This is a genomic window from Serratia sp. CY44782 (assembly GCF_052168715.1).
GTDB classification, from domain to species: Bacteria; Pseudomonadota; Gammaproteobacteria; order Enterobacterales; family Enterobacteriaceae; genus Serratia; species Serratia nevei.
This window is the reverse complement of record NZ_JBJNME010000004.1, coordinates 148062-164404: the sequence shown is the minus strand read 5'-3', so window position 1 is coordinate 164404 and position 16343 is coordinate 148062. Positions and strand designations below refer to the sequence as shown.

Sequence of the window (16343 nt, the reverse complement as noted above, 5' to 3'; positions counted from 1 at the left end):
GAGATCTAACTTAGCGGTACAAAAAAATACTGGCAAGTCCGAAATGGCTTGCCAGTATAAGTTTTATCAATGGTTTTTGCGATTCGTCACTATTTTGCCGCTACCGGCAGTGCGCCGAAGGCCGGGTTTTGCAACGCAATGTTCAAAACTTCATCGATTCGCTGCACCGGATGAATCTCCAGATCGGCGATAACATTGTCCGGAATTTCTTCCAGATCGCGCTTGTTCTCGTAAGGGATCAGCACGGTTTTGATGCCGCCGCGATGTGCCGCCAACAGCTTCTCTTTCAGGCCGCCGATCGGCAACACCTGGCCGCGCAGCGTGATCTCGCCGGTCATCGCCACATCGGCGCGTACCGGGTTGCCGGTCAGGCAGGAGACCAGCGCGGTGCACATCGCGATACCGGCGCTCGGGCCGTCTTTCGGCGTTGCCCCTTCCGGCACGTGCACGTGGATGTCGCGTTTCTCGTAGAAATCGGCGTTGATGCCCAATTTCTCCGCGCGCGCGCGCACCACGGTCAGTGCCGCCTGAATCGATTCCTGCATCACTTCACCCAGGGAACCGGTGTAGGTCAGCTTGCCTTTGCCCGGCACGCAGGCGGTTTCGATGGTCAGCAGATCGCCGCCCACTTCCGTCCACGCCAGCCCGGTGACTTCGCCCACGCGGTTTTCGGTATCCGCACGGCCGTAATCGACGCGCTGCACGCCCAGGTAATCCTTCAGGTTGTCGCCGTTGATCTCGATATGCTTGAGCTTCTTGTCCATCAACAGCGTTTTCACCGCTTTACGGCACAGCTTGGAGATTTCACGCTCCAGGCTACGCACCCCGGCTTCGCGGGTGTAGAAGCGAATGATGCCGATGATGGCGCTGTCGTCGACCGTCAGCTCGCCTTTTTTCAGCGCGTTGCGCTCAAGCTGCTTCGGCAGCAGGTGCTGCTTGGCGATGTTGAGCTTCTCGTCCTCGGTGTAACCCGACAGGCGGATCACTTCCATACGGTCCAGCAGCGGCGCAGGAATGTTCATCGAGTTCGAGGTGGCGACGAACATCACGTCGGACAGATCGTAATCCACTTCCAGGTAGTGGTCGTTGAACGCCACGTTCTGTTCCGGATCCAGCACCTCCAGCAGAGCGGAGGCCGGATCGCCGCGCATATCGGAAGACATCTTGTCGATCTCATCCAGCAGGAACAGCGGGTTCTTCACCCCAACCTTGGCCATCTTCTGGATCAGTTTGCCCGGCATCGAACCGATGTAGGTACGACGGTGACCGCGGATTTCCGCTTCGTCACGCACGCCGCCCAGCGCCATGCGCACGTACTGGCGACCGGTCGCTTTGGCGATCGACTGCCCCAGCGAGGTTTTACCCACGCCCGGCGGCCCCACCAGACACAGGATCGGCCCCTTGATTTTGCTGACGCGGCTCTGTACCGCGAGGTACTCGAGGATGCGATCCTTGACGCGCTCCAGGCCGTAGTGATCGGTATCGAGCACTTCCTGCGCCTTGTTCAGGTCTTTTTTCACCTTGCTGCGCGCATTCCACGGCACCTGCAGCATCCAGTCGATGTAGCCACGCACCACGGTCGCTTCCGCCGACATCGGCGACATCATCTTCAGCTTTTGCAGTTCCGCTTCGGTTTTCTCGCGCGCCTCTTTCGGCATTTTCGCCGCATCGATCTTGCGCTTCAGCGCTTCGTGCTCGTCCGGCGCGTCGTCCATCTCGCCCAGTTCTTTCTGAATCGCCTTCATCTGCTCATTCAGATAGTACTCGCGCTGGCTCTTCTCCATCTGCTTCTTGACGCGATTGCGGATGCGTTTCTCGACCTGCAGAAGATCGATCTCCGACTCCATCATCGCCATCAGGTATTCCAGACGCTCGGTGATGTCGGACATCTCGAGCACCGATTGCTTGTCGCTGAGTTTCAGCGGCATATGGGCAGCGATGGTGTCCGCCAGGCGCGCGGCGTCGTCGATGCTGTTCAGTGAAGTCAGCACCTCCGGCGGGATTTTTTTGTTCAGCTTGATATAGCCTTCAAACTGATTGATCGCGGTGCGCACCAGCACTTCCTGCTCGCGCTCGTCGATAGCCGGCGACTCAAGGTATTCCGCCTGCGCGGCAAAATGCTCACCGCTGTCGGACAGCGTAGTGATACGCGCGCGCTGCAGCCCCTCGACCAGCACTTTTACCGTGCCGTCCGGCAGCTTCAGCATCTGCAGGATCGACGCTACGGTGCCAACCGAGAACAAGTCGTTAATGCCAGGTTCATCCGTTGAGGCCTCTTTCTGTGCCACCAGCATGATCTTCTTATCGTGATCCATTGCGGCTTCGAGGCACCGAATCGATTTTTCCCGGCCAACAAATAACGGGATCACCATGTGCGGATAAACCACCACGTCGCGCAATGGCAAGACGGGGATTTCAATGCGTTCGGAACGCTCAGGGTTCATAGAGCTCTCTCTTAGTTTAATTTCCGCCAGGTTGAGGGGGAATCTCATGAGACGCAAGCATCTAACGTTTCATAAAATCTGGTTAATGAGTATATGGGGATGAATCTCTTACATTCAACGGCAAGAATGCAGGAAAAAGAAATGGGGGATGAAATCCCCCATTTTGCTGATAACGCTCTGGTTTAACTGGCTAATTATTCGCCAGATGCCTGGGCTTCCGGCTTGCCGTAAATCAGCAGCGGCTTGGATTGGCCGGCGATGACCGACTCGTCGATCACCACTTTGTCTACGCTGTCCATCGACGGCAGATCGTACATGGTGTCGAGCAGCGCGCCTTCCACGATGGAACGCAGGCCGCGGGCGCCGGTTTTGCGCGCCATGGCTTTCTTGGCGATGGCGTTCAGCGCTTCGTCGCGGAACTCCAGCTCCACGCCTTCCAGATTGAACAGCGCCTGATACTGCTTGGTCAGGGCGTTCTTCGGCTCTTTCAGGATCTGAATCAGCGCATCTTCGCTCAGCTCGCTCAGGGTCGCCACCACCGGCAGACGGCCGATGAACTCTGGGATCAGACCGAACTTGATCAAATCTTCCGGTTCGGCCTGCAGCAGCAGTTCGCCCTCGGTCGCCTTCTCGGACTCGCCCTTGACGGTCGCGCCGAAGCCGATGCCGGAGCCGGTGTTGACGCGCTGACCGATCACCTTATCCAGGCCGGCGAAAGCGCCACCGCAGATAAACAGGATCTTGGAGGTATCAACCTGCAGGAACTCCTGTTGCGGATGCTTGCGCCCACCCTGCGGCGGAACCGCGGCGATGGTGCCTTCAATCAGCTTCAGCAGCGCCTGCTGCACGCCTTCACCCGAGACGTCACGCGTGATCGACGGGTTATCGGACTTGCGGGAAATCTTATCGATTTCATCGATATAAACGATGCCGCGCTGCGCTTTCTGCACGTCATAGTCACATTTTTGCAACAGCTTCTGGATAATATTTTCCACGTCCTCGCCCACGTAACCGGCTTCGGTCAGCGTGGTGGCGTCGGCCATGGTGAACGGCACGTCCAGGAAGCGCGCCAGCGTTTCCGCCAGCAGGGTTTTACCGCTGCCGGTCGGGCCGATCAGCAAGATGTTGCTCTTGCCCAACTCGATACCGTTGCTGGTATCGCCGTTGCGCAGGCGTTTGTAGTGGTTGTACACCGCAACCGCCAGCACTTTCTTCGCCTGCTCCTGGCCGATGACGTAGTCATCCAGGTGGTGGCGAATTTCGTGCGGCGTCGGCAGCGCACTGCGCTCACGATGCGGGGCAACTTCTTTAATCTCTTCGCGAATAATGTCGTTACACAGATCGACACATTCATCGCAGATATACACTGACGGCCCGGCAATCAGCTTACGCACTTCATGCTGGCTTTTGCCGCAAAAAGAGCAGTACAGCAGCTTTCCTGAACCGTCTTTGCGCTTATCTGTCATCAGTCAAACCTCTTCTTTAGTCTTGTCCCGCAGGAAAATCACGGCGGCAGTGCGCCCAAACTCATATCGGGAACGCCGAGGGGCCACAACAGAGCGAGCCCCTGCCCACTCTGATTACTATAGTCCATCGGCGCCGCGTGGTTCTAGCTGCGGTGTGTCAGAATGCCGTCAACCAGGCCGTATTCCACGGCTTCTTCCGCGGTCATAAAGCGATCGCGCTCGGTGTCGCGCTCGATCTGCTCCAGCGGCTGGCCGGTATGCTCGGCCATCAGTTCGTTCATGCGCGCTTTCACCTTAAGGATTTCACGCGCATGGATTTCGATGTCCGTCGCCTGGCCCTGGTAGCCGCCCAGCGGCTGGTGAATCATCACGCGCGAGTTCGGCAGGCAGAAACGCTTGCCTTTGGCACCCGCGGTCAGCAGGAAGGAGCCCATCGAGCAAGCCTGGCCCATACAGATGGTGCTGACGTCCGGCTTGATGAACTTCATGGTGTCGTAAATCGACATGCCCGCGGTAATTACCCCACCCGGCGAGTTGATGTAGAGGTAAATGTCTTTTTCCGGGCTTTCCGCTTCGAGGAACAGCATTTGCGCCACGATCAGGTTGGCCATGTGATCTTCCACCTGGCCGGTCAGGAAAATGATGCGCTCTTTCAGCAGGCGGGAATAGATGTCGTAAGAACGCTCCCCGCGTGAAGTCTGCTCTACCACCATCGGCACCAGCGCCATGTTCGGTGCAAATTGATCTCGTTCGCCACTGTATGACATTACCGTCTCCTAATAGAAATTGCCTTGGCGGCCAGGGTGTCACCCTAATACGCCGATTCTACTTGAGAACGGCCATGATGACTATGCTCAAGCATTCGACCCGCGCCACACGTACCCGACGGTTATTTCATCCCGCGCACTTTGGCAAACAGCCCCAGAATTATTCTTAACAGATTGGGGGATCCCGACGCGATTTCAAGCCCAGAAGCCGATTTTCTCCGCGCGCCGAAAACGATGCCGTTATTCTGACCGTTATCATGCCAGCCAGTTCCCCAGGCAACAGGGTAAATATAGTGCATATTGCCCCGCTTAACCTGAGATTAATCAGCAACGTGGCAAAAAGAAAAGCCCGCAACCTGAGGTTGCGGGCTTTTTCATCGTGCGCCGGTTCGCCAGGCGAAACCGGGGGCGCCGTTCATCGCGCCCGGCACGCCGGCATTACGCCTGTTGAGTCTGGTTCATCAGCTCGCTGAAGGTAGTGGCTTTTTCAGTCACTTTCGCTTTTGCCAGCAGGGCTTCAACCGCTTGCTCTTCCAGAGCCACGTTGCGCATGTTGTTCATCAGCTCTTTGTTTTTGCTGTAGAACTCGATGACTTCGCTCGGATCTTCGTAGGCAGAAGCCATTTCTTCGATCAGCGTCTTCACGCGGTCTTCGTCAGCTTTCAGATCGTTGGTGCTGATCACTTCGCCCAGCAACAGGCCAACCACTACGCGGCGTTTCGCTTGCTCTTCGAACAGCTCGCGTGGCAGTTCCAGCGCTTGCTTCTCGTTGCCGCCGAAACGCTGTGCAGCCTGACGACGCAGTACGTCGATTTCGCCGTCGATCAGGGCAGCAGGCACGTCGATTTCGTTCGCGCTCACCAGACCGTCGATCGCCTGAGACTTGATGCGGTTACGCACGGCGCCTTTCAGCTCGCGCTCCATGTTCTTGCGAACTTCGGTGCGCAGGCCGGCAACGGAACCGTCCGCCACGCCGAAACGCTTGATGAACTCTTCGGTCAGTTCCGGCAGCTCGCGCTCTTCAACTTTCTTCAGCACGATAGCGAATTTGGCCGCTTTGCCCTTCAGGTTTTCCGCGTGGTAATCTTCCGGGAAGTTCACGTCGATGGAGAACTCTTCGCCCGCTTTGTGACCGACCAGGCCTTCTTCGAAGCCTGGGATCATGCGGCCCTGGCCCATTGCCAGTACGAAGTCGGACGCTTTGCCGCCTTCGAACTCTTCACCGTCGATAGAACCGGTGAAGTCAACGGTCACGCGATCTTCAGCTTCCGCTGCGCGATCGGTTTCTTTCCAGGTCGCCTGCTGCTTGCGCAGGGTATCCAGCATCGCGTCGACGTCTTCGTCGTTCACTTCAACCACTGGTTTTTCAACTTCGATGTTTTCCAGGCCTTTCAGCTCAACTTCTGGATACACTTCGAATTCAACGGCGAAAGTGAAGTCTTCACCTTCTTTGTACTCGCCCGGCACGTAGTTTGGTGCGCCGGCCGGATTAATCTTTTCTTTGATGATCGCGTCAACGAAGCTGCGCTGCATCGCTTCGCCCAGCACGTCCTGACGAACGGAGGCGCCGTAACGCTGTTCCACGATGTTCATCGGCACTTTGCCTTTGCGGAAGCCGTCGATACGCACGCTTTTCGCTGCGTTGATCAGCTCTTTCTTCACCGCCTGCTTGATAGTATCAGCCGGTACAGTAATAGAGAGACGGCGCCCAAGGCCTTGAGTGGTTTCTACTGAAACTTGCATCTTGTTACCTCAAAAAAATCACAGTGCTCGGTCAACTCCGTTCCAAGAACCAGGACGGCTACAAATAAGAACCGAGTTCCCTGATGACAGAAGCGTCCCGAAACCATTCCGGAAAAATAAGACGCGACATTATAGCGGCGCATGCATGGCGAGTCGAGGAAAGCTAGGCGGCGCAGGCGCGCTAAAACTCACACTTTTGCCGATTCGATCGCCAAAAGGCCGCCAAAACAGACCGAACGTTGGCCATATTGCGCGTCGGCCGTGTCGTCGTCAAAAACAGAAACGGCCCGCAGGCCGTTTCAAAATTCGTCAGTAGTAATACCCTAATTCAAGGGCAAAGTTCCACTGATACCTGAAAATTTCCCCCTCAGGCCAGCGTTCCAGCGCCGCGACACGGCGGCGAGGCCGGCACGGTGTCCTGCAATCCTTCCCACTCTTTGAGCGTATAGGTGTGCAGCGCCAGCGCGTGTACGCCATCGGCCAGTTCTTCCGACAGTACGCCGTAGATAGAGCGGTGACGCGTCAAAAACCGTTCGCCGACGAAGCGATCGCTGACCAATACCACTTTGAAATGGCTTTCTGAACCCGCCGGAACGTTATGACGATAGCTTTCATCAACGACTTCCAGATACGCGGGCTCAAACGCCGCCCTTAACTTTGCTTCTATTTGCTCGCGAATCATAGGATCTCCTTACAACACCGGCAGAGGACCGTGCCCATCTAGTTCAATATTAGCCGGTTTTCCCCCGTTTAGACCATCGCCGGGACAAATTTCTGTTTTCTGCGGTCAAATGATGAGCGCCATCCCCGCCGCTTGGGGGATTATCCGATTGAGCGGGCCAAAAAAGCGTGTTTTTATCAACGGCAGGTAAAAATTTGTCACTCAAGCGCCTTCCGCGCTTCCACCGCACGGCGGCGATGCTATGATGTCGGCAATTTGTTGTCGGCTATCCCGCTCTGATTATTGCTAAATCCATCGAGAATGAGACAGAAAACATGTTAAAGAAACTTTGTCTTCCTTTGCTGGCCGCCCTGCTGCTGGCCGGCTGCGCGACCAGCAGCAACACCCTGAACGTCACGCCGAAAATCGTTCTGCCGCAGCAGGATCCTACCCTGCAGGGCATCACCATCAGCATCAACGGCGCGGATCAGCGCACCGATCAGGCGCTGGCCAAGGTGAATCGCGACGGCCAACTGGTCACGCTGACGCCATCGCGCGATCTGCGTTTCCTGCTGCAGGAAGTGCTGGAGAAACAGATGGGCGCTCGCGGCTACATGATCGGCGCCGACGGCCCGGTGGCGCTGCAGATCGTCGTCAATCACCTGTACGCGGACGTTTCCGAAGGTAACCTGCGCTACAACATCACCACTAAAGCCGACATTTCGATCATCGCCCAGGCGAAAAACGGCAACAAGCAGGTGAAGAATTACCGCTCGACCTATAACGTGCAGGGCGCCTTCACGGCGACCAACGAGAAGATCACCGACGCCGTCAACTCCGTACTGGGCGACGTGATCGCCGACATGGCCCAGGACACCAGCGTCAACGATTTCATCAAGCAAAACGCGCGCTAATCACCGCGCCTTGTGCCGCCCGGCGGATCGGGCGGCACAGACAGGGAACTCATGTCGAAACACTATCTGAACATCTTCACCCAGCGTAACTCCGCCATTCTGCTGCTGCTGGGCTTCGCGTCGGGTCTGCCGCTGGCATTGACCTCCGGCACGCTGCAAGCCTGGATGACCGTCGAAAACATCGATCTGAAGACCATCGGCATTTTCTCGCTGGTGGGCCAGGCCTACGTCTTCAAATTCCTCTGGTCGCCGTTCATGGACCGCTATACCCCACCGTTCCTCGGGCGGCGGCGCGGTTGGCTGCTGATCAGCCAGCTGCTGCTGGTGGCGGCGATCGTGGCGATGGGCTTCATGCAACCCGCGCAGCACCTGTGGTGGCTGGCGGCGTTGGCGGTGCTGGTGGCGTTCTGCTCTGCCTCGCAAGATATCGTGTTCGACGCTTATAAAACCGACCTGCTGAAAGCCGAAGAGCGCGGGGCAGGTGCGGCGATCTCGGTGCTGGGCTACCGGCTGGCGATGCTGGTTTCCGGCGGCCTGGCGCTGTGGCTGGCGGATCGCTATTTCGGCTGGCAAGCCACCTACTGGCTGATGGCCGGATTGATGCTGATCGGCGTGGCCGCCACGCTGCTGGCACCGGAGCCGGATGAAAGCATCCCGGCGCCGCGCACCATGGAACAGGCGGTCGTCGCGCCGCTGCGTGATTTCTTCGGCCGCAACAACGCCTGGCTGATCCTGTTGCTGATCGTGATGTACAAAATGGGCGACGCCTTCGCCGGCAGCCTGAGCACCACGTTCCTGATCCGCGGCGTGGGGTTCGACGCCGGTGAAGTCGGGCTGGTGAACAAAACCCTCGGCCTGTTCGCCACCATCGTCGGCGCCCTGTTCGGCGGCGTGCTGATGCAGCGTCTCACCCTGTTCCGTGCGCTGATGCTGTTCGGCGTCCTGCAGGCGGTCTCCAACCTCGGGTATTGGATCCTGGCGGTGACCGACAAGAGCCTGCTCACCATGGGCAGCGCCATCTTCCTCGAAAACCTGTGCGGCGGCATGGGCACCGCGGCCTTCGTGGCGCTGCTGATGACGCTGTGCAACCGTTCGTTCTCCGCCACCCAGTTCGCGCTGCTGTCGGCGCTGTCCGCCGTGGGGCGCGTCTATGTCGGCCCGATCGCCGGCTGGTTCGTCGAAGCCCATGGCTGGCCGTTGTTCTACCTGTTCTCTATCGCCGCCGCCCTGCCCGGCTTGCTGCTGCTCGGCATCTGCCGCCAGACGCTGGAGCACACCCAGCAACATGGCGACTTTATGCCGCGCACCGAGTTTTCCGGATCTTACCGCTGGGCGCTGCGCCTGCTGACGCTGGGCTGTTCGCTGTTGGGCCTGTGGTTGCTGTTACTGATCGCCAATGCGCTGGACTGGACGCAGGCACCGCTGTTGGCCGATCGGCTGCTGCAGGCCGGCGCCGCGCTGAGCCTGCTCGGCGTCGCGATGGGCAGCGCGCTGGATTACCTGGCCCTGCGCCGCACCCGTTTGGCATAATCTGACCGGCCGGCGATTTCGCCGGCCGAAAAAAAAGCGATCCGCGGGTATATTTATTTTGATAAAAAAAGATAATCGACGCGGAAATTATTTTTTTATCCGACTGCCGCACTCGGAAATAAAATTAAATTCACCTTTAAGACACAATTATTTTACATTAAATAAACCTTTTCTGCGTATTTCCCCGCCGCGCATTTCTTCGCCAAATTCATCATACCTTTAGTTTTCCTTAACATACGGACTGCTCGTCACGATTCAGCGTGCCAACGCGTTGTTGTCATTGGTAAATTGTCACGCAGGGTTACATCTGTGACCCCCTTAACAGAAAGTGTCAACAAGCCGCTGACACTCCCTTAAGCATGTTTACAGTACTGCAACCTTCCCGTAAAATGCCCGCACACATGAAACGACAATTGAGCCTTTGTTATTGAGGTCGTTAGATGAGACTTAAGAAATACAATAAAAGTATTGGGATGCTGTCATTAATCGCAGGCACTGTATTGCTCAGTGGCTGCGATATGGTTTTGATGAATCCCAAAGGAGCAATTGGTGTTGAGCAACGGACACTGATTATCACTGCAATCGCTTTGATGTTGATCGTAGTGGTGCCAGTTATCTTCATGGCGTTCGCCTTTGCCTGGAAGTATCGCGCTTCCAACAAAGACGCCAAGTACAGTCCGAACTGGGCCCACTCCAACAAGATCGAAGCGGTCGTCTGGACCATTCCTATCATTATCATCGCCATCCTTGGCACCATTACCTGGAAGACTACCCACGAACTCGACCCGTTCAAGCCGATTGTCACCGACAAGAAGCCGATGACGATCGAAGTGGTGTCGCTCGACTGGAAATGGCTGTTCATCTACCCGGAACAAGGCATTGCGACCGTTAATGAGCTGGCTTTCCCGAAAGATGTTCCAGTCGAATTCAAGATCACCTCTAACTCGGTAATGAACTCGTTCTTTATCCCGCAGTTGGGTGGACAGATTTATGCGATGGCCGGCATGCAGACCAAACTGCACCTGATCGGCAACGAAGCCGGTGCCTACAAGGGCATCTCCAGCAGCTACAGCGGCGCAGGCTTCTCCGGTATGAAATTCACCGCGATCGTTACCCCGACCGAAGGCGACTTCGATCAGTGGGTGGCCAAGGTGAAGGCATCGCCTAAAAACCTGAACACCACCGACGACTTTAACAAACTGGCAGAGCCGAGTGAAAACAACCCGGTTGAGTACTTTGCCGCTGTCAAACCGAATTTGTTCAAAGAAACAATTGCCAAATTCATGGGCGACATGGATATGCACAAAGGCGCTGGCGCGCACGAAGGCATGGACATGAGCCAAGGTATGGACATGGGTGAACATGCTGCTCACGCCGGAGCCGAGGAATAACTGATGTTGGGAAAATTAACACTTGATGCGGTTCCGTACCACGAACCGATCATCATGGTCACCGTAGCCGCAATTATTGTCGGGGGCCTGGCAGTGCTGGCGCTGCTGACATATTTCGGCAAATGGAAGTGGCTGTGGAGCGAATGGCTGACTTCGGTCGACCATAAAAAAATTGGTATCATGTACATCATCGTGGCGATGGTCATGCTGCTGCGCGGCTTCGCCGACGCCATCATGATGCGTAGCCAGCAGGCGTTGGCGTCCGCCGGCGAAGCCGGGTTCCTGCCGCCGCACCACTACGACCAGATCTTCACCGCGCACGGCGTTATCATGATCTTCTTCATGGCGATGCCTTTCGTGGTCGGCCTGATGAACGTCGTGGTGCCGCTGCAAATCGGTGCGCGCGACGTCGCCTTCCCGTTCCTGAACTCCCTGAGCTTCTGGTTCTTCGTGGTGGGCGTTGTGCTGATCAACATCTCCCTGGGGGTCGGTGAGTTCGCTCAGACCGGTTGGCTGGCGTATCCGCCGCTGTCGGGTAAAGAGTACAGTCCTGGCGTCGGGGTCGATTACTGGATCTGGAGTCTGCAGATTTCCGGTCTGGGTACCCTGCTGACCGGCGTGAACTTCTTCGCCACCATTCTGAAGATGCGTGCCCCTGGCATGCCTATGATGAAGATGCCGGTGTTCACCTGGGCGGCCCTGTGTACTAACGTCCTGATCATCGTTTCTTTCCCAATTCTGACCGTCACCATCGCGCTGCTGACCCTGGATCGCTATCTGGGCACCCATTTCTTCACCAATGATATGGGCGGCAACATGATGATGTACATCAACCTGATTTGGGCCTGGGGTCACCCAGAGGTGTATATCCTGGTTCTGCCGGTGTTCGGCGTGTTCTCCGAAGTCACCGCGACCTTCTCCAGAAAACGCCTGTTCGGCTATACCTCACTGGTATGGGCAACCATCGCGATCACCGTTCTGTCGTTCATCGTCTGGCTGCACCACTTCTTCACCATGGGGTCCGGCGCGAACGTTAACGCCTTCTTCGGTATCGCCACCATGATCATTTCCATCCCGACCGGGGTGAAAATCTTCAACTGGCTGTTCACCATGTATCAGGGCCGTATCAAGCTCAACTCCGCGATGCTGTGGACCGTTGGCTTCATCATCACCTTCTCCGTAGGTGGTATGACCGGCGTTCTGCTGGCGGTGCCGGGCGCGAACTTCGTGCTGCACAACAGCCTGTTCCTGATCGCTCACTTCCACAACGTCATCATCGGCGGCGTGGTGTTCGGTTGCTTCGCGGGTCTGACCTACTGGTTCCCGAAATCCTTCGGCTTCACGCTGAACGAAAAATGGGGCATCCGCGCGTTCTGGTTCTGGATCATCGGCTTCTTCACCGCCTTCATGCCGCTGTACGCATTGGGCTTTATGGGCATGACCCGTCGTATCAGCCAGAATATCAACCCTGAGTTCCACCCTCTGCTGCTGGTTGCAGCCGGTGGTGCGGCGCTGATCGCCTGCGGCATCCTGTGCCAGCTGACCCAGATTTTCGTCAGTATCCGTGACCGCGAACAGAACCGCGATCTGACCGGTGACCCATGGGGCGCTCGTACTCTGGAGTGGTCAACTTCGTCTCCACCGCCGTTCTATAACTTTGCCGTAGTCCCTCAGATTCATGACCGTGATGAATTCTGGGACATGAAAGAAAAAGGCGAAGCGTATAAGAAACCGGCTAAATACGAACCGATTCATATGCCTAAGAACACCGGCGCCGGCGTTATCATCGCCTTCTTCAGCCTGGTCTTCGGTTTCGCAATGATTTGGGAAATCTGGTGGATGGCTCTGGCCGGCTTCATCGGTATGATCGTTGTCTGGATCGGCAAGAGCTTCGATCACGATGTTGACTACTATGTGCAGGTTGATGAAATCGAGCGCATTGAGAACCAACACTACGAACAAATCCGTAAAGCAGGCGTGAACCATGTCAACTGAAACTCTGACCAATCATAACGCAGCCCATGCAGAGCATGGGCACCACGATGCGGGTGAGACCAAAGTCTTCGGATTCTGGATCTACCTGATGAGCGACTGTATTTTGTTTGCGAGCTTGTTCGCGACTTATGCAGTCCTGGTGAACGGGACCGCGGGCGGTCCCTCAGGCAAAGACATCTTCGACCTGAAGTTTGTCCTGGTCGAAACTTTCCTGCTGTTGTTCAGCTCCATCACCTACGGCATGGCGATGATCGCCATGAACAAGGGTAAAGTTGGCGGTGTAAACACCTGGCTGTTCCTGACCTTCCTGTTTGGTCTGGGCTTCGTGGCGATGGAAATCTATGAATTCCATCATCTGATCGCCGAAGGCTTCGGTCCGGATCGCAGCGCGTTCCTGTCCAGCTTCTTCGCGCTGGTCGGCACCCACGGTCTGCACGTAACTTCCGGCCTGATTTGGATCATCGTGATGATGATTCAGGTGAGCAAGTTCGGCCTGACCGCGACCAACAAAACCCGCCTGATGTGCCTGAGCCTGTTCTGGCACTTCCTGGACGTGGTCTGGATCTGCGTATTTACCGTTGTCTACCTGCTGGGGGTTATGTAATGAGCCATTCATCCCATGAAACCTCTCACGGCGGCGCAAGCCACGGCAGCGTGAAGTCATACCTGGTCGGCTTTATCCTGTCGATCATCCTGACGGTAATTCCATTTGCGATGGTAATGAACGGCACTGCCTCTCATTCCACCATCCTGGCGGTTGTTGTCGGTATGGCGGTTATCCAGGTGATTGTTCACCTGGTTTACTTCCTGCACATGAACACCTCATCGGAAGAGCGCTGGAACCTGGTGGCATTGCTGTTCACCGCTATGATCATCGGTATCGTTGTTGTAGGTTCACTCTGGATTATGTACAACCTCAACATCAATATGATGGTCGATTAAGAGCTGAGCTGCACGTGATGATTAAGCAATACCTGCAAGTCACTAAACCAGGAATTATTTTCGGCAATTTAATTTCTGTCGTTGGGGGATTCCTGCTCGCTTCCAAAGGGAGCATCGACTATCCCCTGTTTCTCGCCACCCTGGTGGGTGTCTCGTTGGTGGTCGCGTCGGGCTGTGTGTTTAACAACTACATCGACCGCGACATCGACAAGAAAATGGAGAGAACGAAGAATCGGGTGCTGGTAAAAGGCCTGATCGCGCCGAGTGTCACCCTGGTTTATGCGACCGCTTTGGGTATTGTGGGCTTTGCGTTGCTGTATATCGCAGCCAACCCGCTGGCCATGTGGCTGGCGGTGATGGGCTTCGTGGTTTATGTCGGCGTTTACAGCCTGTACATGAAACGCCACTCGGTCTACGGCACGCTGATCGGCAGCCTGTCGGGCGCCGCGCCGCCGGTTATCGGCTATTGCGCGGTGACCAACGAGTTCGACGCCGGCGCGTTGATCCTGCTGGCTATCTTTAGCCTGTGGCAGATGCCGCATTCTTATGCGATCGCTATCTTCCGCTTTAAAGATTACCAGGCGGCCAACATTCCGGTCCTGCCGGTGGTGAAAGGCATTTCCGTCGCCAAGAACCACATCACGGTTTACATCCTGGCATTTATGATCGCCACGCTGATGCTGACCTTGGTAGGTTATGCCGGCTACAAGTACCTGATCGTCGCTGCGGCGGTGAGCGTATGGTGGCTCGGCATGGCGCTGCGCGGTTACAAGACCGAAAACGACAGCGTCTGGGCGCGTAAACTGTTCGTGTTCTCCATCGTCGCCATTACCTCGCTGAGCGTGATGATGTCGATCGACTTCAGCACCACGGCGGCGCCTGAAGCGCTGGTGACCTACGTTTGGTAAGCCAAATCATCTGTGAATGGGCCGCTTTTGCGGCCCATTTTATTTGTCACGCCGAAAAGCGGCCGAACTGTAATATCTGTTAAACAACATTCGATTTACCCCCCCTGCCCTGCACACTAAAATGACGCAGCTTTACAGAAGTCATGCCATCAGGCGCTGTTTCAACGTCTGATGGCATGGTTTTTACCGAGGTTTGATGTGAACGATAATTCAATGACCCCGCAGGAGCGCCGCGCCACCTGGGGATTGGGCACCGTATTCTCCCTGCGCATGCTCGGCATGTTTATGGTACTGCCGGTGCTGACCACCTACGGCATGGCGCTCAACGGCGCCAGCGAAGCGCTGATCGGCATCGCCATCGGCATCTACGGCCTGGCGCAGGCGGTGTTTCAAATCCCATTCGGCCTAGTGTCCGATCGCATCGGCCGCAAGCCGCTGATCGTCGGCGGCCTGCTGATCTTTGCCCTCGGCAGCGTGATCGCCGCCGCGACCGATTCGATCTGGGGCGTGATCCTCGGCCGCGCGCTGCAAGGCTCCGGCGCGATCGCCGCCGCGGTCATGGCGCTGCTCTCCGATCTGACCCGCGAGCAGAACCGCACTAAGGCGATGGCGTTTATCGGCGTCAGCTTCGGCATCACCTTTGCCATCGCCATGGTATTGGGCCCTATCATCACCCACGCCTTCGGCCTGCATGCGCTATTCTGGATGATCGCCGTACTGGCGCTGGCCGGCATTGTCATCACCCTGGCGGTGGTGCCTTCCGCCGACACTCACCTGCTGAACCGCGAGTCCAGCATCGTGCGCGGCAGCTTCCGCAAGGTGCTGAGCAACTCGCGCCTGCTGAAGCTCAACTTCGGCATCATGTGCCTGCATATCCTGCTGATGTCGAGCTTTGTGGCGCTGCCGCTGGCGATGGAAAAAGCCGGGCTGGCGGCCAGCGAGCACTGGATCGTCTACCTGGTCACCATGCTGGTGTCGTTCGCCGCCGTGGTGCCTTTCATCATCTATGCCGAAAAGTATCGCCGCATGAAGCAGGTCTTTATGGGCTGTGTGGCGGTGCTGTTCTGCGCCGAAGTGCTGCTGTGGCTCTCCGGCGCGCACCTGTGGGGCATCATCGCCGGCGTGCAGCTGTTCTTTATGGCCTTCAACGTGATGGAAGCCATTCTGCCTTCGCTGATCAGCAAAGAGTCACCGGCCGGCTACAAGGGCACCGCGATGGGGGTCTACTCCACCAGCCAGTTTATCGGCGTGGCGATAGGCGGCAGCCTCGGCGGCTGGCTGTACGGTTTGCAGGGGGCAGGCTTAGTGTTTATCGCCGGCGCCGTGCTGGCCGCGCTCTGGTTCCTGGTCAGCAGCACCATGAAAGAGCCGCCGTATGTCAGCAGCCTGCGCATTACGCTGTCGGAACTGGCGGTGAAGGATTCGGCGCTGGAAAGCCGCCTGAAGGCGCAGCCCGGCGTGGCCGAGGCGATCGTAGTGCCGGAAGAGCGCAGCGCCTACGTCAAGGTGGATACCAAACAGACCAATCGCGGCCAGTTGGAAGCGCTGGTCAATTCGCTGTAAAGAATCAGGGCCGGCAATG

General features: G+C 56.8%; 13 protein-coding genes. 8 read left to right on the top strand and 5 right to left on the bottom strand.

All coding sequences use genetic code 11. The features are described 5' to 3' along the window. Nucleotides 1-89 precede the first annotated feature (89 nt). The 5 genes from lon to bolA form a co-directional block, all read right to left on the bottom strand. On the bottom strand, nt 90-2444 hold the full coding sequence (gene lon / locus ACJ8HT_RS09030) for an endopeptidase La (protein WP_033647305.1): 2355 nt from the start codon (nt 2442-2444) through the stop codon (nt 90-92). 194 nt (nt 2445-2638) lie between these two features. Beyond that, nucleotides 2639-3910 (bottom strand): ATP-dependent protease ATP-binding subunit ClpX, encoded by a 1272-nt coding sequence (clpX, locus tag ACJ8HT_RS09025; protein ID WP_004940354.1) that lies wholly within the window; start codon nt 3908-3910, stop codon nt 2639-2641. Between the two features lie 143 nt (nt 3911-4053). After that, nucleotides 4054-4677 carry an ATP-dependent Clp endopeptidase proteolytic subunit ClpP gene (gene clpP / locus ACJ8HT_RS09020; protein ID WP_004940356.1) on the bottom strand — a complete coding sequence of 208 codons (624 nt, stop codon included), beginning with the start codon at nt 4675-4677 and terminating at the stop codon, nt 4054-4056. A 438-nt stretch (nt 4678-5115) separates the two neighbouring features. Further along, nucleotides 5116-6420 (bottom strand): trigger factor, encoded by a 1305-nt coding sequence (gene tig / locus ACJ8HT_RS09015; protein ID WP_004940358.1) that lies wholly within the window; start codon nt 6418-6420, stop codon nt 5116-5118. Nucleotides 6421-6787: 367 nt separating this feature from the next. After that, complete coding sequence (bolA, locus tag ACJ8HT_RS09010; RefSeq protein WP_004940361.1) at nt 6788-7102, bottom strand: transcriptional regulator BolA; 315 nt, start codon at nt 7100-7102, stop codon at nt 6788-6790. Between the two features lie 314 nt (nt 7103-7416). Between bolA and ACJ8HT_RS09005 the strand changes: the two genes are divergently transcribed. The 8 genes from ACJ8HT_RS09005 to ACJ8HT_RS08970 all read left to right on the top strand — a co-directional run bounded on the left by ACJ8HT_RS09005 (nt 7417) and on the right by ACJ8HT_RS08970 (nt 16324). Beyond that, on the top strand, nt 7417-7995 hold the full coding sequence (locus tag ACJ8HT_RS09005; RefSeq protein ID WP_197652292.1) for a lipoprotein: 579 nt from the start codon (nt 7417-7419) through the stop codon (nt 7993-7995). Nucleotides 7996-8046: 51 nt separating this feature from the next. Beyond that, on the top strand, nt 8047-9525 hold the full coding sequence (ampG, locus tag ACJ8HT_RS09000) for a muropeptide MFS transporter AmpG (RefSeq protein WP_194573004.1): 1479 nt from the start codon (nt 8047-8049) through the stop codon (nt 9523-9525). A 440-nt stretch (nt 9526-9965) separates the two neighbouring features. Then, the gene (cyoA, locus tag ACJ8HT_RS08995; protein WP_033642069.1) at nt 9966-10916 is read left to right on the top strand and encodes a cytochrome o ubiquinol oxidase subunit II; all 951 of its coding nucleotides are present in this window, start codon (nt 9966-9968) and stop codon (nt 10914-10916) included. Nucleotides 10917-10919: 3 nt separating this feature from the next. Beyond that, nucleotides 10920-12911: a cytochrome o ubiquinol oxidase subunit I gene (gene cyoB / locus ACJ8HT_RS08990; RefSeq protein WP_004940366.1), complete on the top strand. Its 1992-nt coding sequence runs from the start codon at nt 10920-10922 to the stop codon at nt 12909-12911. Next, nucleotides 12901-13515, top strand: coding sequence for a cytochrome o ubiquinol oxidase subunit III (locus ACJ8HT_RS08985; RefSeq protein WP_019454194.1), 615 nt, complete (start codon nt 12901-12903; stop codon nt 13513-13515). Before cyoB ends, ACJ8HT_RS08985 begins: the two co-directional genes overlap by 11 nt. After that, nucleotides 13515-13853: a cytochrome o ubiquinol oxidase subunit IV gene (locus ACJ8HT_RS08980; protein WP_019454195.1), complete on the top strand. Its 339-nt coding sequence runs from the start codon at nt 13515-13517 to the stop codon at nt 13851-13853. The genes ACJ8HT_RS08985 and ACJ8HT_RS08980 overlap by 1 nt, the downstream gene beginning before the upstream one ends. 17 nt (nt 13854-13870) lie before the next feature. Further along, on the top strand, nt 13871-14761 hold the full coding sequence (cyoE, locus tag ACJ8HT_RS08975) for a heme o synthase (RefSeq protein ID WP_197652354.1): 891 nt from the start codon (nt 13871-13873) through the stop codon (nt 14759-14761). A 198-nt stretch (nt 14762-14959) separates the two neighbouring features. Further along, nucleotides 14960-16324: an MFS transporter gene (locus tag ACJ8HT_RS08970; protein ID WP_060423360.1), complete on the top strand. Its 1365-nt coding sequence runs from the start codon at nt 14960-14962 to the stop codon at nt 16322-16324. The last annotated feature ends 19 nt before the right edge of the window (nt 16325-16343 follow it).